Source organism: Streptomyces europaeiscabiei, assembly GCF_036346855.1.
Lineage (GTDB): Bacteria > Actinomycetota > Actinomycetes > Streptomycetales > Streptomycetaceae > Streptomyces > Streptomyces europaeiscabiei.
The window spans coordinates 504289-519871 of sequence record NZ_CP107841.1 but is presented as its reverse complement, the minus strand read 5'-3'; the positions used below and the strand labels follow the sequence as shown (position 1 = coordinate 519871).

The following is a 15583-nucleotide window of genomic DNA, read 5'->3' as shown; positions in this document are numbered from 1 at the left end:
TCAGTCACGCACCAGCGGCGCACCGGCGTCCCGCCAGGCGATGATGCCGCCGGCCAGACTGCGCACGTCGAGGTGACCCATGCGGGTGAGCAGGGCCGCGTACCGGGCCGACTGCTCGCCCACCGGGCACGCGAGCAGCACGGGCTGACGCCTGCCGAAGGGCAGCCCGCCCCGGAGGAGTTCGCCGAAGAGCTCGTCGACGATGTTCACCGAACCGTCGATGTGGAGCGCCGCGTACGCGAAGGGGCCGCGCAGGTCGACCACGAGGGGGCGCTGCGCCGCGATCCACTTCCGGGCGTCCTCGACGTCGATGACCGTCGCCGAGCGGATCTCGGTGTCGGTCAGTGTGGTGACCGAGGTCTTCGCGGGAGGGCGGCCCAGCAGATCGGGGCGGCGCCGGCGGACGTAGTCGAGGTAGCTCTCCACACGGTCGCAGACGATGAAGACGGCGGCCTTGCGTTCCGTCAACTCGGCGTCCAGCGCCCGGAGGTGACGGACTCCGCCGTAGTAGGCCGCTCCTCCGGTGGGGCCGGCGAGCAGGCCGCAGCGGCGGAGCAGGGTGAGCATCCCGTCGATGGCCTCGTCGGCGCTCACGGCCTCCAGCGTGTCGTAGGTGGCCGGGTCGAAGATGCCGACCTCCTGCACCTCGTCGACCGTGCGGATGCCGGGGATGAAGTCCGCCTTCCGGCCCACGAGTCCGACGACGCGCACCGCCGGATCGTGCGCGCGCAGGGCCCGGGCGACGCCGGTGGAGGACCCGGCCGTGCCCACGCAGGCGATGAACCAGTCGGGGGCCCGCCCGTCCAGGTCGGCGATGATCTCCGGGCCCGTTCCGGTGGCGTGGGCCTCGGTGTTGAGGGCGTTGAAGTACTGGTCGGTGTGCAGGTGGGCGCCACCGGGGCGGTTCAGCCGCTGGTGGAAGAGGGTCAGCGGATCGTCGGTGTCGGTCGGGTCGAGGCATTCGGTCCGGCCGGGCAGTTCCTCGATCTCGGCGCCGAGCAGCAGGAGCAGGTCCTTGATCTCGGGTATGCGCATCCGGTTGGTGACGCTCTTGAACGGCAGTCCGTGCAAGCCGGCGATGAGGGCCAGGGCCTTGGCGGTGTTCCCGCTGGACAGCTCCACGATCGTCTCGCCGCGCTCCTTGGCGCCGGAGATCTCCCGCCGGGTCATGCTCCACGCGGCCCGGTCCTTCAGCGAGCCGAAGGGGTTGAGCATCTCCAGCTTGGCGTACAGGTCGATGTTGCGCAGCCCGTGAACGGCCGGGTCGATGCGGACCAGCGGTGTGTCGCCGATGGCGTCGGTGATGTTGTCGTACCTCATTCCTGCGGGTCCCCCGTAAGGTCGAGCGGCCAGTACTCCTCGTCCAGACACCACCGCGGGTGGCCGTTCTCCTCGTAGACGGCCACCTTCCGTGCCATGGGCTGCTGTTGGGCGGGTGTGGCCGCGAAGTCCATGCAGTAGCCGGCCGTGTTGGCGAAGGCCAGGAGATCGCCGGACCGCGGCAGCCGGGGCAGGTACACGGTGCGGCGGGTGATGAGATCCGCCTCCAGGCAGAGGTTGCCCATGAGGTGGACCGCCACCGGGCCCGCCGTGTCGGGCGGGGCCGGGTCGCGGGGCAGGACCACGGGGTCCATGAGCACGCCGTGGTCCTCCAGGCCGACTGCACCCGCGTTCATCGCGAGGCGCACCATGGGCTCACCCGTGTCCGTGGGCCTGATCTCCAGGACCCTGCCCAGGGTGAGTCCGCACTGGTCGGCCAGGGCCCGGCCGGGCTCGACGTAGAGGTCGTAGAGGCTCTCCAGCAGGAGGGTGCCCAGCGGGCGCCCGAGGCTCGGCGCCGGGCGGGACAGCAGTTCGTCGAGATACGCGGCACCGGCCGTGGGCCGATGGGCCGGGTAGAGGCTCAGCGCGCCCTTGAGTGTGCCGTTCTCCGCCCGCAGACCGTAGCCGTGGCCGCCCCAGGTCATGGGCGGGCGGCCGCCCATGACGGCGCGGGTCAGCTCGGTGGTGTAGCGCTCCCACTGGGCCGCGTGCGCCAGGTAACTGACGCCGAAGCCGCCGCCGATGTCGATGGCGCGCGGCTGGAAACCACGAATCCACAGCTCCTCCATGGCCTGGAGGCATCCTTCGAGCGCCGCCGCCTTCTCGTCGAGGCTCGTGGTGTCGAGGTGGTAGCCGACACCGACCGGTTCCAGCTCGTCCCGGTGCCGTTCGAGGACATCGAGAAGGTGGTGCAGGGACTTCACCGGCGTACCGAAGCGGCTTCGCCGCGAGAGCGTTCTGGTTCCGGACGTCTCGAACCCGGACAGGCGCAGCAGGACACGGACGCGCGGAAGTCCGTGGGCGCGGACGAAACCCGCCGCCTGCTCCAGCTCGCCGGGACCGTCGGCGTTGAGGCACGCTCCGCTGCGCGTGGCGAGCCAGAGGAACGCCGGGTCCTTGGGACCGGTCGCCATGATCCGGGATCCGGTGAACCCGGACCCGAGAGCGTGCCGCAGTTCGCCGAGCGACGCGGCGTCGAGGGCCGCGTCCGTCGTGGTGAGACGGCGCACGAGGGAGCCGGCACGGTTCGCCTTGTGGGCGAAGTAGATCCGCCCGGCCAGCCGATGGCGGTCGAGTACCGAACGGAAGCGCCGTACATTATCGGCGATCTGGTCCGGCAGGAGGACGTTCAGCGGGGAGCCCAGAGCGTCCACGAGGGTGTGCAGGAGCTGCGCCGAGTCCAGGAGAGCCGCTGTGCGCGGTTCCAGCCGTGGTTCCAGGTACAACGGGTCGTCGTCGCTCATCCCAGATGTTCCTCCCCACCGAGGAAGACGTACCGGTGTCGGCAATCGGCCATAACGACCGTAACCCTCCCCTCGCCGGGCCTTCCGGAATCGGGCCCGGTGGGGGAGGGGCTGTTTCCCGACGTCCGACGGCTGGAACGGGACGGTCGGAGAGGGGGAACAGGACGGCCGGGAAGAGCGCACGGGTTGAACGGGTGAACGGATCGAGGGGCCGGGCGGGGCGGGGCTTCGGAGGGTCAGACGGTTCGCAGGGCGAGGCTCATCAGGATCGCGTCACGGTCGTCACCGGGGGCGATCCGCAGCGCGCCGGGCCAGCGGCCGACCTCCTCCCAGCCCACCTTGCGGTAGAACTCCTCCAGGCCCACGCCGCCCCGGGTGGAGAGCGAGAGTCGCTCCAGGCCCATCTCGTCCCGGGCGATGTCATGCACGCGGTGCATCAGAGCGGTGCCGATGCCCCGGCCGCGGAAGCGCGGATGCGTCTGGACGTGGTTGACCGTGCCGCAGTGCGCGCCGAGCGGATGCGGCTCCCGGCGGACGATCAGCCAGCCGGCGAGCGAGCCGCCGACGGTGGCGACGAGCAGTCTGCCGCGACCGGGGGCGAGCCCGTGGACGAGCGAGTCGACCACGGGACCGACGTCGTGCGCGCTCACCGGCAGGGGAGGGAACTCGGTGGCGAGGACCGCGCCACCGGCGTTCGCCACGACCTCCCAACAGCCGGCGATCTGCTGTCTGAGCCCCGGGGTGACCTCCTCGGGGCGGGTCAGCTGCAGGAACTCCGAGGCTTGATGCACCGTCATGTCCGTCAGCCTCGCACAGACGCTGCCACACGGTGGGCCGGTGCCGTCCTGCGCGGCGCGCGCCCGCGCCTCGACGGGGCGGGCACGGCGGCTACGGCTTCGCCCTGACCAGCCCGGCGTCGTACGCCGTGATCACGGCCTGGATGCGGTCGCGGGCCCCGATCTTGGCGAGGACACGGCCGACGTGCTTCTTCACGGTGGATTCGGTGAGGACGAGCCGTTCGGCGATCTCCGCGTTGGTCCAGCCCTGGCCGATGGCGACCAGCACCTCGTGTTCGCGCTCGCTGAGGGTCTTCAGCCGGGGGTCGGCGGGGAGAGGGGTGCCGGTGGGAGCGAGTACCTGGTGGGCGTAGGCGTCCAGGAGCCGTCGGGTGAGGCTGGGGGCCACGACGGCGTCGCCGGTGGCGACCGCGTGGATGCCGGCGACGAGTTCCTCGGGGCGCGCGTCCTTGAGGAGGAAACCGCTGGCACCGGACCGCAGCCCGTCGTACGCGTACTCGTCGAGGTCGAAGGTGGTCACGATGAGGACGCGGGTGCGGCCACCGGCGGCGACGATCCGGCGGGTCGCCTCCAGACCGTCCATCCCGGGCATGCGGATGTCCATGAGGACGACGTCGGGCCGCAGCCGGGCGGCGAGCCGCACGGCTTCGGCGCCGTGCTCGGCCTCGCCGACCGGGGTGAGGCCGGGGGTGCCCTGGAGAAGCATGCGGAAGCCGAGCCGTTGAAGCGGCTGGTCGTCGGCGATCAGCACGGTGGTCATGACAGATGATCTCCTGAGGACGGCGGAGTGGGTGGCCCGGGGGGCACGTCCAGCAGAACGTCCACGATCCAGCCGTGTCCGGTGTCGCGGGGGCCGATGGCGACGGCGCCGCCGTACATCGCGGCCCGTTGTCGGATGCCGACCAGGCCGTGCCCCGGGTCGTCGGCGCCCGGCTCCGGATCCGAGCGGCCGGGGGTCCCCGTCGGTACGCCGGTGTCGGCGACCCGGACGCGTACGGTTCCGGCCTCGGCGGTCACCGCGACCTCGGCCGCGGTGCCCGTCCCGGCGTGTTTGAGGGTGTTGGTCAGGGCCTCCTGGACGATGCGGTACACGGTGAGCTGCACACCGCTGCCCAGCGCGTCGAGATCGCCCACGGTCCGGTAGGTGACCGGCAGGCCCGCGGTGCGGACCCGCGCCAGCAGGGGGTCCAGATCACGGACTCCCGGCTGTGGGCCGAGCAGCTGCTCGTCGTCCTGGCCCTCGCGCAGGACGCCCAGGACACGACGGAGCTCGCCCATGGCCTGCCGGCCGGTGTCTCCGAGGATGCGCAGGGCGTCGGCGGACTGCTCGCCCCGGTTGGTGGCGAGGACCGCCGCGCCGTCGGCGACGCTGACCATGACGGAGAGGTTGTGGCCGACGATGTCGTGCATCTCGCGGGCGACCCGGGAGCGCTCGGCGGCGGCGGTGAGCCGGACGCGCTGGTCGCGTTCGACCTCCAGGCGGGTGGCCCGGTCCTCCAGTGTCACCAGGTACATCCGGCGGATGCGGAGGGTGAGACCGAGGGTGACGGCCGCCATGGCCGTGCCCAGCAGGAAGAAGAGACCGAGCAGCGGATGCTCGACCTGTCCCAGGAGCCAGACCGCGAGAGCCAGTTCACCGACGGTCACCGCGACGGCCCAGCCCAGCACCCGCAGGGAGCCGTGCAGGGCCAGGCTGTACAGGGCGACGAGCATGCTCATCCCGGCCTGCTGCCACACTTCCAGCGACCACTGGACGAGGGAGACCGCCGCGATCACGAAGTAGGTGACGGCCGGGGCCCGGCGCCGCCACCACAGCGGGGTGATCAGTGCGGCCGCGAAGAGGAACGGGACGACGGCGGGCAGGTCGGTGCGGTACTCCGTCTCCCCGAAGGGGCCGCCGTCGCCGCCGTGGTTGAGAAGGTCGGGCAGGCTGAGCAGGACCACGACCAGCACCACCGCGGTGTCGAGCAGCCAGGGACGCCGCCGGTCCAGCAGCTGCCGCCGGTGCTGTCCCCGCAGCATGCGGCCCAGGACCGGGTGCCAGGCGGCGTCGAACCCCGGGGACGGCGGGAGCGCCGGACCCGGGGCGGTCTCCGCGGCGGGTGTCGCGCGGTGCGGACTCATGGTCCTCATTGTCCTCGGTCTCGGTCCTCGGTCTCGGAGGTCGGGCGTCCGTGGTCTCGCAGGTGCGGGTGCTTGAGATCCCGCAGATCAGGTGTCCGTGCGGACCAGCCGGTACGCGGCCCCGGCCAGAGCCAGGGCCACCCAGCCGGCGAAGACCGCGAGGCCCTGTCCGGGTGAGAGGGAGTCCGCGGACCCGGTGAGGGAGTAGATCGCCGACCCCGCGTTGCTGGGGAAGTAGGGCGTGATCGTGTCGTACCACGAGTCCGGCAGCAGCGTGGCCAGGCCCGGGAGGATGAGCAGGATGCCGACCAGGGCCGCGATGGCTCCGGCGGAGGAGCGGAGAAGCACGCCGAGGGCCACCCCGAACACGGCGACCAGACCGAGGTAGGCACCGGCGCCGGCCAGGCTGCGCAGGACCCCGTCGTCGCCCAGCGAGAGGGAGATCTTCTCCCCGTCCAGGCCGGGAACGCCCAGCAGGAACGCGGCCAGCGCGCCGACCGTGGCGAGGACCAGCGCGATCACCCCGATCACGGCGCTCTTGGACCACAGCACCGGCAGCCGTCGCGGCACCGCGGCGAGCGTGGACCGGATCATCCCGGTGCTGTACTCGCCGGCCGACAGCAGCACCCCGAGGACGCCCACCGCCAGGGACGCGAAGGTCACGCCGGTCAGCGCCAGACTGACCGCGTCGCTGCTGCCGGAGCCGGGGCCGGGCGGCCCGTCGGCGATGACGCCGGGACTGTACGTGTAGGCGGCGATGGCCCCGAAGAGGACCAGCAGCACCAGGGCCACCCCGAGGGTGATCCAACTGGAGCGCAGCGACCAGAACTTGGCCCACTCCGAGCGCAGCACCCGGCGGCCGGTCACCTTGTGCACTCTGGTGCGGGCGGGGACCACGGAGAGATCGGTGGCGGTCATCAGGCGGCCTTTCGCGTGGGCTCGGCGGGAGCGCTCTGGTACTCGACGGCGGCGGCGGTGAGTTGCATGAAGGCTTCCTCCAAGGAGACGGCCTGCGGGGTGAGTTCGTACAACGGCACCCCGTGCTGGGCGGCGATCGCCCCGATCTCCCGGGCGTCCCGCCCGGCGACGATCAGTTCCTCGGTGGCGGAGGAGCTGATCGTGACGTCCGGACCGGCCAGCAGGGAGCGCAGCTTCAATGGCTCGCTGGTGGCGACCTTCACGCCACCGCCGCCCGCGTCCCGGACGAAGTCGTCGACGGTGGTGTCCGCCAGCAGCCGCCCTCGCCCGATGATCACCAGATGGTCGGCGATCAGCGCGGTCTCGCTCATCAGGTGCGAGGAGAGCATCACGGCCCGGCCCTCGTCGGCCAGCCGGCGCAGCAGGTTGCGTACCCACAGCACACCCTCCGGGTCGAGTCCGTTGACCGGCTCGTCGAGCATCACGATCGCCGGGTCGCCGAGCAGGGCGGCGGCGATCCCGAGCCGCTGTCCCATGCCGAGGGAGAAGGCGCCCACCCGCTTGCCGGCCACGCTGGTCAGGCCTGCCAGCTCGATCACCTCGTCGACCCGGCCGCGCGCGATGCCGTGCGTGTGCGCGAGCGCCATCAGGTGGTTGAACGCCGTCCGCCCCGGGTGGACCGACTTGGCCTCCAGCAGCGAGCCGATCTCGTGCAACGGCGCCGCGTGCCGGGCGTAGGACCGCCCGTTGACCGTGACCGAGCCCCCCGTGGGGGAGTCCAACCCGATGATCATGCGCATGGTCGTGGACTTGCCCGCGCCGTTGGGGCCCAGGAAGCCGGTCACCTCACCGGCCTTGACGGTGAAGCTCAAACGGTCGACCACCGTCTTGTCCCCGTACCGCTTCGTCAGCTCACGCGCTTCGATCATGGCAGTGGGCCTTCCTCGCCTCGAACCGGGCCGCGATTCCCCGCGACCTCTGTGTTCGAACCTATGAGCCCGGCCGCCCGCGACCGTGGGACCGCGGGGGACACTTCGGTGCCCCCGTGGTACCGCGGTACCACTCGGAGGTCCACCCGCACGATGCGGTGGCATCCGCACCGGCGGCCTCTCGTCGTCGCGTGCCGCTGTGACGTGACCGTTCAGCGTTGTTGCCTGCGAGCCACCCGCCCCTTGCGCACCGCGCAGGGACTCGCACCCAGCGAGTACCGGTTGCGGGCGTTGTCCGAGAGGCAGTGAGCAGTCCGGAGGCTAGGTTGGGTCCATGTACGCGACGCGGGTCTCCAGGCATGTGAACGCCCCACGCGCGGACGTGTACCGGGCGCTTCTGGACGCGGACGCGATCGCGCGATGGCGGGTACCGGACGGTATGAGTGGCCAGGTGCACGAGTTCGACTCCCGCGAGGGAGGCAGGTTTCGCGTCTCGCTCACCTACGACGTGCCGACCCGAACCGGCAAGTCGGCGCCCCACACCGACACGTACCACGGCCACTTCGCGAAACTCGTGGCCGACGAGAAGGTGGTCGAAGTCCTCCGGTTCGAGACGGAGGACCCCGCGCTCAGCGGCACGATGACGATGACCACCGTGCTCACGGACGCGGACGGCGGCACCGATGTCCTAGTCGTGCACGAAGGGATTCCCGACGCCGTGCCCGCCGCCGACAACGAGACGGGCACACACATGGCACTGGCGAACCTGGCCCGGCTCGTCGAGGCCTGGGCTTCCGGCGCGGAGTCGCCGGTGACCGGTGGGACCCCCGGTCGCACTCACCCGCCGTACCCAGGCTTCCGGAACGGCGGGTAGCGTCCGGACGTGCGCTGTGCCGGCAGCCTCACCCCTCCCTCATGGATCGGACCGGGTTCGCGGGGTCCCCGCATGGTTGTCGGCGGAAGGCGCCTGCGGGGCGAGGTGCTCGGCAGCGGTACCGGCTGCAGGCGGGCGCGGGGTGCGGCGGCGGATGAACCAGGCGGCGGCCGGCTCGGTGTAGCGGGCGGTGAGCGGGCCCACGATCACCAGGATGAGGACGTACGCGGTGGCCAGCGGGCCGAGGGACGGTTCGATGCCGGCGGTGACGGCGAGGCCGGCGATGACGATGGAGAACTCGCCGCGCGCGACGAGGGTGCCGCCGGCCCGCCAGCGGCCCTTCGTCCCCACGCCCGCCCGCTTCGCGGCCCAGTAGCCGGAGGTGATCTTCGTGGCCGCGGTGACGACGGCGAGTGCGAGCGCGGGCAGCAGCACCGGCGGGATGCTGGCGGGGTCGGTGTGCAGGCCGAAGAAGACGAAGAACACGGCGGCGAACAGGTCCCGCAGCGGCGCCAGCAGACCGTGCGCGCCCTCGGCGACCTCACCGGAGAGCGCGATGCCGACGAGGAACGCGCCCACGGCGGCGGACACCTGGAGTTGCTGGGCGACCCCGGCGACCAGCAGGGTCAGACCGAGGACGACGAGCAGCAGCTTCTCGGGGTCGTCGCTGGAGACGAAGCGGGAGATGTGTCGTCCGTAGCGGACGGCGGCCAGGAGGACGAGCCCGGCGACCGTGAGGGCGATCGCCAGAGTGGCACTGCCGGCGGCGAGGCTCGTACCGGCGACGAGCGCGGTCAGGATCGGCAGGTAGACGGCCATGGAGAGGTCTTCCAGGACCAGGATGCTCAGCACGACGGGTGTTTCGCGGTTGCCGAGCCGTCCCAGGTCGCCGAGGACCTTGGCGATGACGCCGGAGGAGGAGATCCAGGTGACGCCGGCGAGTACGACGGCGGCGACGGGTCCCCAGCCGAGCAGCAGTGCCATGGCGGCGCCGGGCAGGGCGTTGAGGGCGGCGTCGACGAGGCCGGCCGGGTACTGGGTCTTGAGGTTGGAGACGAGATCGCTCGCCGTGTACTCCAGCCCGAGCATGAGCAGCAGCAGGATCACGCCGATCTCGGCGCCGATCGCCACGAACTCCTCACTGGTCCCCAGCGGCAGCAGCCCGCCCTCCCCGAACGCCAGCCCGGCCAGCAGGTACAGCGGTATGGGGGAGAACTGCAGGCGTCCGGCGAGCCTGCCCAGCAGCCCCAGCCCGAGGATGATCGCGCCGAACTCGATCAGGAAGACGGCGGAGGAGTGCCCCGATGACTCCGACTGCGCGGCGAGGTGCGCGACCGGTTGCGTCATGAGGTGTGTAGCGAGGTACATGGTCGGCTCACGCCCGCCCGAGTATCACGGCGGCCGTCTCCACACCCTCCCGGGTGCCGATCACGATGAGTGTGTCACCGCCCGCGAGCCGGAAGTCAGGGGTGGGGGAGGGGATCGCCTGCGCCCGTCGCAGTACGGCCACGATCGAGACACCGGTCTCGGTACGCATCCGGGTCTCGCCGAGGACACGCCCGTTCCAGTGGGACGTCGACGACAGCTCGATCCGCTCCGCCACGAGCCCGAGGTCGGTGGTCGACAGCAGGTTCGGGTTGTGGTGACCGGGCGCGAGCGCGTCCATCAGGAGGGCGGTCTCCGGTTCCGTCAGATGCAGGGCCTGGGCGCAGGCGTCCGGGTCGTCGGCCCGGTAGACGTTCACCGTCCGGGTGCCGTCCCGGTGCGCGATCACCGACAGATGACGGTGCTCCCGGGTGGTCAGGTCGTACTGGACACCGATCCCCGGCAAGGGTGTGGTGCTCATCCGGCCGGTAGGCACAACCCCTCCCCCTTTTCATAGAACTCTGCGACAGCGGTACCACGCGCGCCCCACGTCAAACGGGATGACCGGGCGTGACGAGGGGCCATGGTGCCACCCGCGAAGAGGTCGGGCATATGGGTGTCAGCACGGATGGACAGGGCCGGTCCGTGGCGGACAGGGTTGGTGCGGGACAGTGGACCCACCATCGGCGGAGCAGCGGGCCCACCGCAGGGCCGGGCAGCGGAACCGCCGCCCGCCGAGGCCCGTGCGCGAAGCCGCTCCGGGGCCCTGAGCGGGGGCGTTCCCGGCCGGTGAGAGACAGTGGGGGTGAGAAGAGGTCACCGCGAAGGGAGCACAGGATCATGTCGCTGTACTGGCGGATCTTCCTCTCCAACGCGGCTGTACTGATGGTCGCCGTTCTGCTGCTCCTGGGCCCGGTCACCGTGTCCACGCCCGTACTGTTCGGAGAGGCCCTCGTGCTGCTCGCCGGGCTGGTGGTGATGCTGATCGCGAACGCCGTCCTGCTGCGCGTCGGACTGGCTCCCCTCGGCAGGCTGACCCGGGCCATGACGACCGCGGACCTCCTCAGGCCCGGCAGCCGCACCACCGTCACCGGGCCCGCCGAGATCGCCGAACTCACCAAGACCTTCAACGCCATGCTCGCCCGGCTCGAAGCCGAACGCGCCACGAGCTCGGGCCGTGCCCTCTCCGCGCAGGAAGCCGAACGCCGACGCCTTGCCCGTGAACTGCACGACGAGGTCGGACAGACCCTGACCGCCGTGCTGCTCCAGCTCAGACACGCCGCCGACCTCGCCCCGCAGACCGTGCGCACCGACCTGCACCAGGCGCAGGAGACCACCCGGGCCGGCCTGGAGGAGATACGCCGCATCGCCCGCCGACTACGCCCCGGGGTCCTCGAAGAACTCGGTCTGCACAGCGCCCTGCGTGCCCTGACCGCGGAGTTCACCACCGCACGGCTGCGGGTCACCGCCCACATCACCCCGGGCCTGCCCCGTCTGGACCCGGACACCGAACTCGTCCTCTACCGCATCGCCCAGGAGAGCCTGACCAACACCGCCCGGCACGCCGGCGCCACCCGCGCCGAAGTCCACCTCCGGCCCCTGCCCGACGCCCGGACGGCCCTGCTGGTACGGGACAACGGCTGTGGCATCGCCTCCGCGCCGGAAGGCGCCGGCATCAACGGCATGCGCGAACGGGCCCTCCTCATCGGCGCCGACCTGCACATCGGGCCCGGCCCGCAGGGCGGCACGGAGATATCCCTGCACGCCGCGACCGACGGCGCCGCGAGGGGTGACACCGCACCAGGTGGGACGACCGCAGGTGGGGTGCCTCCGGATGACACGCGCCAAGCCGACCCGTCTGCGGCCGACCCGTCTGCGGCTGACTCGCCTGCCAATGACCCGCCTGCGGCCGACCTGCCTGCGGCCGACCTGCCTGCGGATGACATGCCCCCCACCGCCGACCGCTTCCGGGAGACCGCACGATGACCCGACCGGCCCCGGCCCGCATCCTCCTCGCCGACGACCACGCCCTCGTACGCCAAGGTGTGCGCCTCATCCTCGACGCCCAGTCCGACCTGACGGTCGTGGCCGAGGCTGCCGACGGCATCGAAGCGGTCGCACGGGCCCGTGAGGGTGACATCGACCTGGCCGTCCTCGACATCGCCATGCCCCATCGGACCGGCCTGCAGGCCGCTCGCGAACTGGCCCGGCTGCGGCCCGAGCCGCGCACGCTGATGCTGACGATGTACGACAACGAGCAGTACTTCTTCGAAGCCCTCAAGGCCGGCGCCTCCGGCTACGTCCCCAAGTCGGTGGCCGACCGGGATCTCGTCGAAGCCTGCCGCGCCGCCCTGCGCGACGAACCCTTCATCTACCCGGGCGCCGAAACCACCCTCATCCGCACCTACCTCGACCGTGCCCGCACCGGTGACCGGCTCCCCGAACGCCCCATCACCGAACGGGAGGAGGAGATCCTCAAACTCGTCGCCGAGGGCCACACGTCCAAGGAGATCGCCCGCCTCCTCGTCATCAGCGCCAAGACCGTCGAACGCCACCGGGCCAACCTCCTCCAGAAACTGGGCCTGCGCGACCGCCTGGAACTCACCCGCTATGCCATCCGCACGGGCCTGACCGAGCCCTGACTCCGCCCCTGTCCCGGTCGGACACCTGCGTGGAACCCTGAACTCCCAGTTCAGACAGCCGATTTGGGGGATCGTGACTCCAGCGGTCCCCTCAGACGGGGGTAGTGGATCAGGTGCGTCCGGTTCAGGGTGAAGGGCATGACAGAACTGCAGACCTTCGCACTGCCCTCGACGGTTGACGGCAGTGACACGGACAAGGCACTCGGCCAGGCACTGATCGCGGCCTGGCAGGCGGACGGTATCTTCCAGGTCCAGGCCACGCCGGAACAGGAAGCCGTCACCGAGCGGGCCCTCGGTGCCTCGCGGGGCTTCTTCGAACGGCCGTTCAAGGAGAAGGCCGGGCGCGTGTCCGACCTCACCTACAGCGGATACGTCGCGTCCGGTGAGGAGGAGACGGCCGGTGAGAAGGACGGCTCGGAGATCTTCACCGTCTGTCCCGACATCCCCGAGGACGACGCGCGCGTCATCGACAAGTGGCCCTGCCACGGTCCCGCGCCCTGGCCGTCCGAGCAGTACGCCGACGCCATGAAGGACTACATGGGGTCCGTGGGCGACATCGGCGAGCGACTGCTCCGGCTGGTCGCCCTGGGCCTCGGCCTGGACGACATGGACCACTTCACGAAGCTCACCGAGGACGGCTGGCACCATATGCGGGTGCTGCGCTTCCCCCGGGCGGACGCCACCTCCGAGCGGGGCATCGGCTCCCACACCGACTACGGTCTGCTGGTCATCGCGGTCCAGGACGATGTGGGCGGCCTCTACATCCGTCCCCCGGTGGAGGGCGAGACACGCGGACGCAACTGGCTGCCGGGCGAGTCCATGGCCGGACGGTACGAGAACGAGGAGCCCTGGACCTTCGTCACCCCGGTTCCCGCGGTGTTCACCGTCTTCCCCGGCGACATCATGCAGTTCATCACAGGCGGGACCCTCCTCTCGACCCCGCACAAGGTGCGCCTGGCCGACCGCGAGCGGTACACCATCGCGTACTTCCACGAGCCGTCCTTCCAGGCCGTCGCGCGGCCTCTGGAAGGGGGCGGGCCGGACGAGTTCATCCACTACGGCACGCACTTCACCAACATGTTCATGCGGTGCTACCCCGAGCGCACCGCCACCGCGCGCATGGAGAAGGAGGACCGGCTCGCCGTCCTCGAACGCCTCCGCAAGGAGGCCCTCGCCTCCTGAACCGCGTCCGATGGCCGCCCGGCGACTGCCGGGCGGCTTCCCTGGTTTCGGATCGCGGAATCAGGGACCGCGTCGGGCCGTGGTCACGAAGAAGGTCGAGGCCGCCGTGAAAGCGCACCGGCGGGACATGTCCTTCAGGTCGTCCGTCCATTCCGTCGCTGCCTCCTCGCTCACGGACCCCCGTCTCAGGGCGGCGGTGAGAGCCGGCTCCACCATCAGGTCGAGCGCGGAGACGTAGTCGCGCATGACCACCACGACAGGCGTCACCTCTACATCGGTGAATCCTGCTGCCGTGAGGTGGTCTGCCGTACGGGTGCCCGCGTGCGGGTTCGGTATCGCCGAACAGAAGGCGTCCTTGACCGCCCGCGTCGTGCGGGGGAACCGAGAACTCAGCACCATGGAGTCGAGGTCGGCATCGGCGACGACGATCGTCCCGCCCGGTTCCAGGACCCTGGACGCCTCGGAGAGGGCCTCAGCGGGGTCGGGGAGGTGGACGAAGGTCCGTTCCGACCGGTACCACGACAACTCGCCGTCGCCGAAAGGGAGATCACAGGCGTCACCCTTGACGACCTCGCAGTGCGGGAACCGGGTCAGGGCGGCGTCGACCATGGCCTGACTGCTGTCGACACCGACCACGTCCTTCCCGAGCCGGGTGAGATCCGCGACGGCGCGCCCGGTTCCGCATCCGATGTCCGCGCCCCTTCCCGCGATGGCGCCGAGCGGGCGGTAGGTGGCTTCCCGTACGAGCCGCCCGCTCTCGCTCTCCTCCGCCTTCCGGAGATAGGCGATGAAGTCCCCGGGCGCACCGGATGAGTCGACATCGTGGAAGTCGTCGGCGAGACGTGCCGCCTTCTCATCCCCGTCGTCGGTGTCTCTCTTGTCCATGGGTTGTCTCCCGGCTGTGTGCCGTGTGCGGGCGCTCAGGGCAGCAGGCCCAGACGGCGGGCCGTCACGACGGTCTCCATCCGTGTGTGGCAGCCCAGCCTGCGCATGGCGCTACGGAGGTAGCTCTTCACCGTCTCGGCCCGGAGGCCGAGTTCGTCCGCCACGTCGGCATTGGTCCGCCCCAGCGCGACGCAGGACAGCACATCGAGTTCGCGGGACGAGAGGGTGCTGAGAGGGTGGGAGGCGGGAGCTCCGGCGCCGGCCAGCTTGTCGCACACCCCGACGACCCGGTCGCGCAACTCGTCGTCCGCGAGCTGCTGGGCGAGGATCCGCAGTTCCGCGTATGCCTCGCGAATGGTCTCCCACCGGTGGGACGTGGGGCCTGCGGACCGGCCGGTGGTCTCCGTGGGCTGGTTCAGGGCGTCGAGGCGGCGTACCACCTCGTCCCGGACCGCCAGGTTCTGTTCCAGACCACGGGCGGCCTGCATGACCGCGTCGACCGTCCGGTCACCCAGGGCCACGGACCGGCGTACCGCGCCGTACATGACCGCCCGTACTCTCCGGTTCACCACCACGGGTGCCGCCACGACGGCGTGGATGCCCTCGGCGGCGACCATGAGGTCGTAATGGTGGCTGATCTGTTTGGAGTTCGCGTAGTCGTTGACCGCGATGGGGCGGTGCAGGGCCACCACCTTGCCGCCGAGGCCCATGCCGAATCCGAGGGTCAGCCCGAACAGGGCGTTGGTGGAGTTGCCCGTGAACTCGGTCAGCTGGGCGTGCCGGCCCCTGACCACGACACCGCCGAAGGCGAGGTCCACGTCGGCGGTGTCCCGTAACGCGGTGATGCCACGTTTGACCTGGCGGTCGTCGTCCGGGGTGGGGGGTGATTTCACTGTCATGCGGCTACCTCGATCTGCCCGGGGGCAGCGATGCGCCCCCTGCCCGATACATGCCCGGGCTTCGTGCGGGAGTGGTACTTGTTGTGCGTCTGCTGTGAACGAGTACGTGGACCAGTACGTGGACAAGGGGGTTTTCGACTCTCCCGAATGCGGAGTTCGGGGTGCGGGATCCGCGATTTCCG

Annotated in this window: 15 protein-coding genes; 4 read left to right on the top strand and 11 right to left on the bottom strand. The window is 70.9% G+C overall.

Going from position 1 to position 15583, the window contains the following annotated elements; translation table 11 throughout:
* The 7 genes from OG858_RS02450 to OG858_RS02420 form a co-directional block, all read right to left on the bottom strand.
* Complete coding sequence (locus OG858_RS02450) at positions 1 to 1320, bottom strand: pyridoxal-phosphate dependent enzyme (RefSeq protein WP_327723209.1); 1320 nt, start codon at positions 1318 to 1320, stop codon at positions 1 to 3.
* On the bottom strand, positions 1317 to 2786 hold the full coding sequence (locus OG858_RS02445) for a type III PLP-dependent enzyme domain-containing protein (RefSeq protein WP_319265190.1): 1470 nt from the start codon (positions 2784 to 2786) through the stop codon (positions 1317 to 1319). The genes OG858_RS02450 and OG858_RS02445 overlap by 4 nt, the downstream gene beginning before the upstream one ends.
* A gap of 236 nt (positions 2787 to 3022) precedes the next feature.
* Positions 3023 to 3583 (bottom strand): GNAT family N-acetyltransferase, encoded by a 561-nt coding sequence (locus OG858_RS02440; protein WP_319066220.1) that lies wholly within the window; start codon positions 3581 to 3583, stop codon positions 3023 to 3025.
* A gap of 91 nt (positions 3584 to 3674) precedes the next feature.
* Positions 3675 to 4343 carry a response regulator transcription factor gene (locus OG858_RS02435; RefSeq protein ID WP_319066221.1) on the bottom strand — a complete coding sequence of 223 codons (669 nt, stop codon included), beginning with the start codon at positions 4341 to 4343 and terminating at the stop codon, positions 3675 to 3677.
* Positions 4340 to 5707 (bottom strand): sensor histidine kinase, encoded by a 1368-nt coding sequence (locus OG858_RS02430; RefSeq protein ID WP_319265187.1) that lies wholly within the window; start codon positions 5705 to 5707, stop codon positions 4340 to 4342. The genes OG858_RS02435 and OG858_RS02430 overlap by 4 nt, the downstream gene beginning before the upstream one ends.
* Before the next feature lie 87 nt (positions 5708 to 5794).
* Positions 5795 to 6625: an ABC transporter permease gene (locus OG858_RS02425; protein ID WP_319265184.1), complete on the bottom strand. Its 831-nt coding sequence runs from the start codon at positions 6623 to 6625 to the stop codon at positions 5795 to 5797.
* Complete coding sequence (locus OG858_RS02420) at positions 6625 to 7554, bottom strand: ABC transporter ATP-binding protein (RefSeq protein ID WP_086754089.1); 930 nt, start codon at positions 7552 to 7554, stop codon at positions 6625 to 6627. The genes OG858_RS02425 and OG858_RS02420 overlap by 1 nt, the downstream gene beginning before the upstream one ends.
* A 334-nt stretch (positions 7555 to 7888) precedes the next feature.
* Between OG858_RS02420 and OG858_RS02415 the strand changes: the two genes are divergently transcribed.
* Positions 7889 to 8428 (top strand): SRPBCC family protein, encoded by a 540-nt coding sequence (locus OG858_RS02415; protein WP_328545179.1) that lies wholly within the window; start codon positions 7889 to 7891, stop codon positions 8426 to 8428.
* A gap of 39 nt (positions 8429 to 8467) precedes the next feature.
* On the opposite strand, the gene OG858_RS02410 is transcribed toward OG858_RS02415, so the two are convergent.
* Positions 8468 to 9775 (bottom strand): cation:proton antiporter, encoded by a 1308-nt coding sequence (locus OG858_RS02410; protein ID WP_319066225.1) that lies wholly within the window; start codon positions 9773 to 9775, stop codon positions 8468 to 8470.
* A gap of 28 nt (positions 9776 to 9803) precedes the next feature.
* Positions 9804 to 10274, bottom strand: a complete 471-nt coding sequence (locus OG858_RS02405) for a cation:proton antiporter regulatory subunit (protein WP_086746403.1) — start codon at positions 10272 to 10274, stop codon at positions 9804 to 9806.
* A 359-nt stretch (positions 10275 to 10633) separates the two neighbouring features.
* Between OG858_RS02405 and OG858_RS02400 the strand changes: the two genes are divergently transcribed.
* From OG858_RS02400 to OG858_RS02390, 3 genes are all read left to right on the top strand, one after another.
* The gene (locus OG858_RS02400) at positions 10634 to 11779 is read left to right on the top strand and encodes a HAMP domain-containing sensor histidine kinase (protein WP_319268224.1); all 1146 of its coding nucleotides are present in this window, start codon (positions 10634 to 10636) and stop codon (positions 11777 to 11779) included.
* Entirely contained in the window at positions 11776 to 12435 is a 660-nt protein-coding gene (locus OG858_RS02395) for a response regulator transcription factor (protein ID WP_046703799.1), read from the top strand. Before OG858_RS02400 ends, OG858_RS02395 begins: the two co-directional genes overlap by 4 nt.
* A 138-nt stretch (positions 12436 to 12573) precedes the next feature.
* Positions 12574 to 13617: a 2-oxoglutarate and iron-dependent oxygenase domain-containing protein gene (locus OG858_RS02390; protein WP_086746405.1), complete on the top strand. Its 1044-nt coding sequence runs from the start codon at positions 12574 to 12576 to the stop codon at positions 13615 to 13617.
* A gap of 60 nt (positions 13618 to 13677) precedes the next feature.
* On the opposite strand, the gene OG858_RS02385 is transcribed toward OG858_RS02390, so the two are convergent.
* Together OG858_RS02385 and OG858_RS02380 are read right to left on the bottom strand one after the other, a co-directional pair.
* Positions 13678 to 14502: a methyltransferase domain-containing protein gene (locus OG858_RS02385; RefSeq protein WP_319268222.1), complete on the bottom strand. Its 825-nt coding sequence runs from the start codon at positions 14500 to 14502 to the stop codon at positions 13678 to 13680.
* 35 nt (positions 14503 to 14537) lie between these two features.
* Positions 14538 to 15401 carry a helix-turn-helix transcriptional regulator gene (locus tag OG858_RS02380; protein ID WP_319268220.1) on the bottom strand — a complete coding sequence of 288 codons (864 nt, stop codon included), beginning with the start codon at positions 15399 to 15401 and terminating at the stop codon, positions 14538 to 14540.
* Positions 15402 to 15583 lie beyond the last annotated feature (182 nt).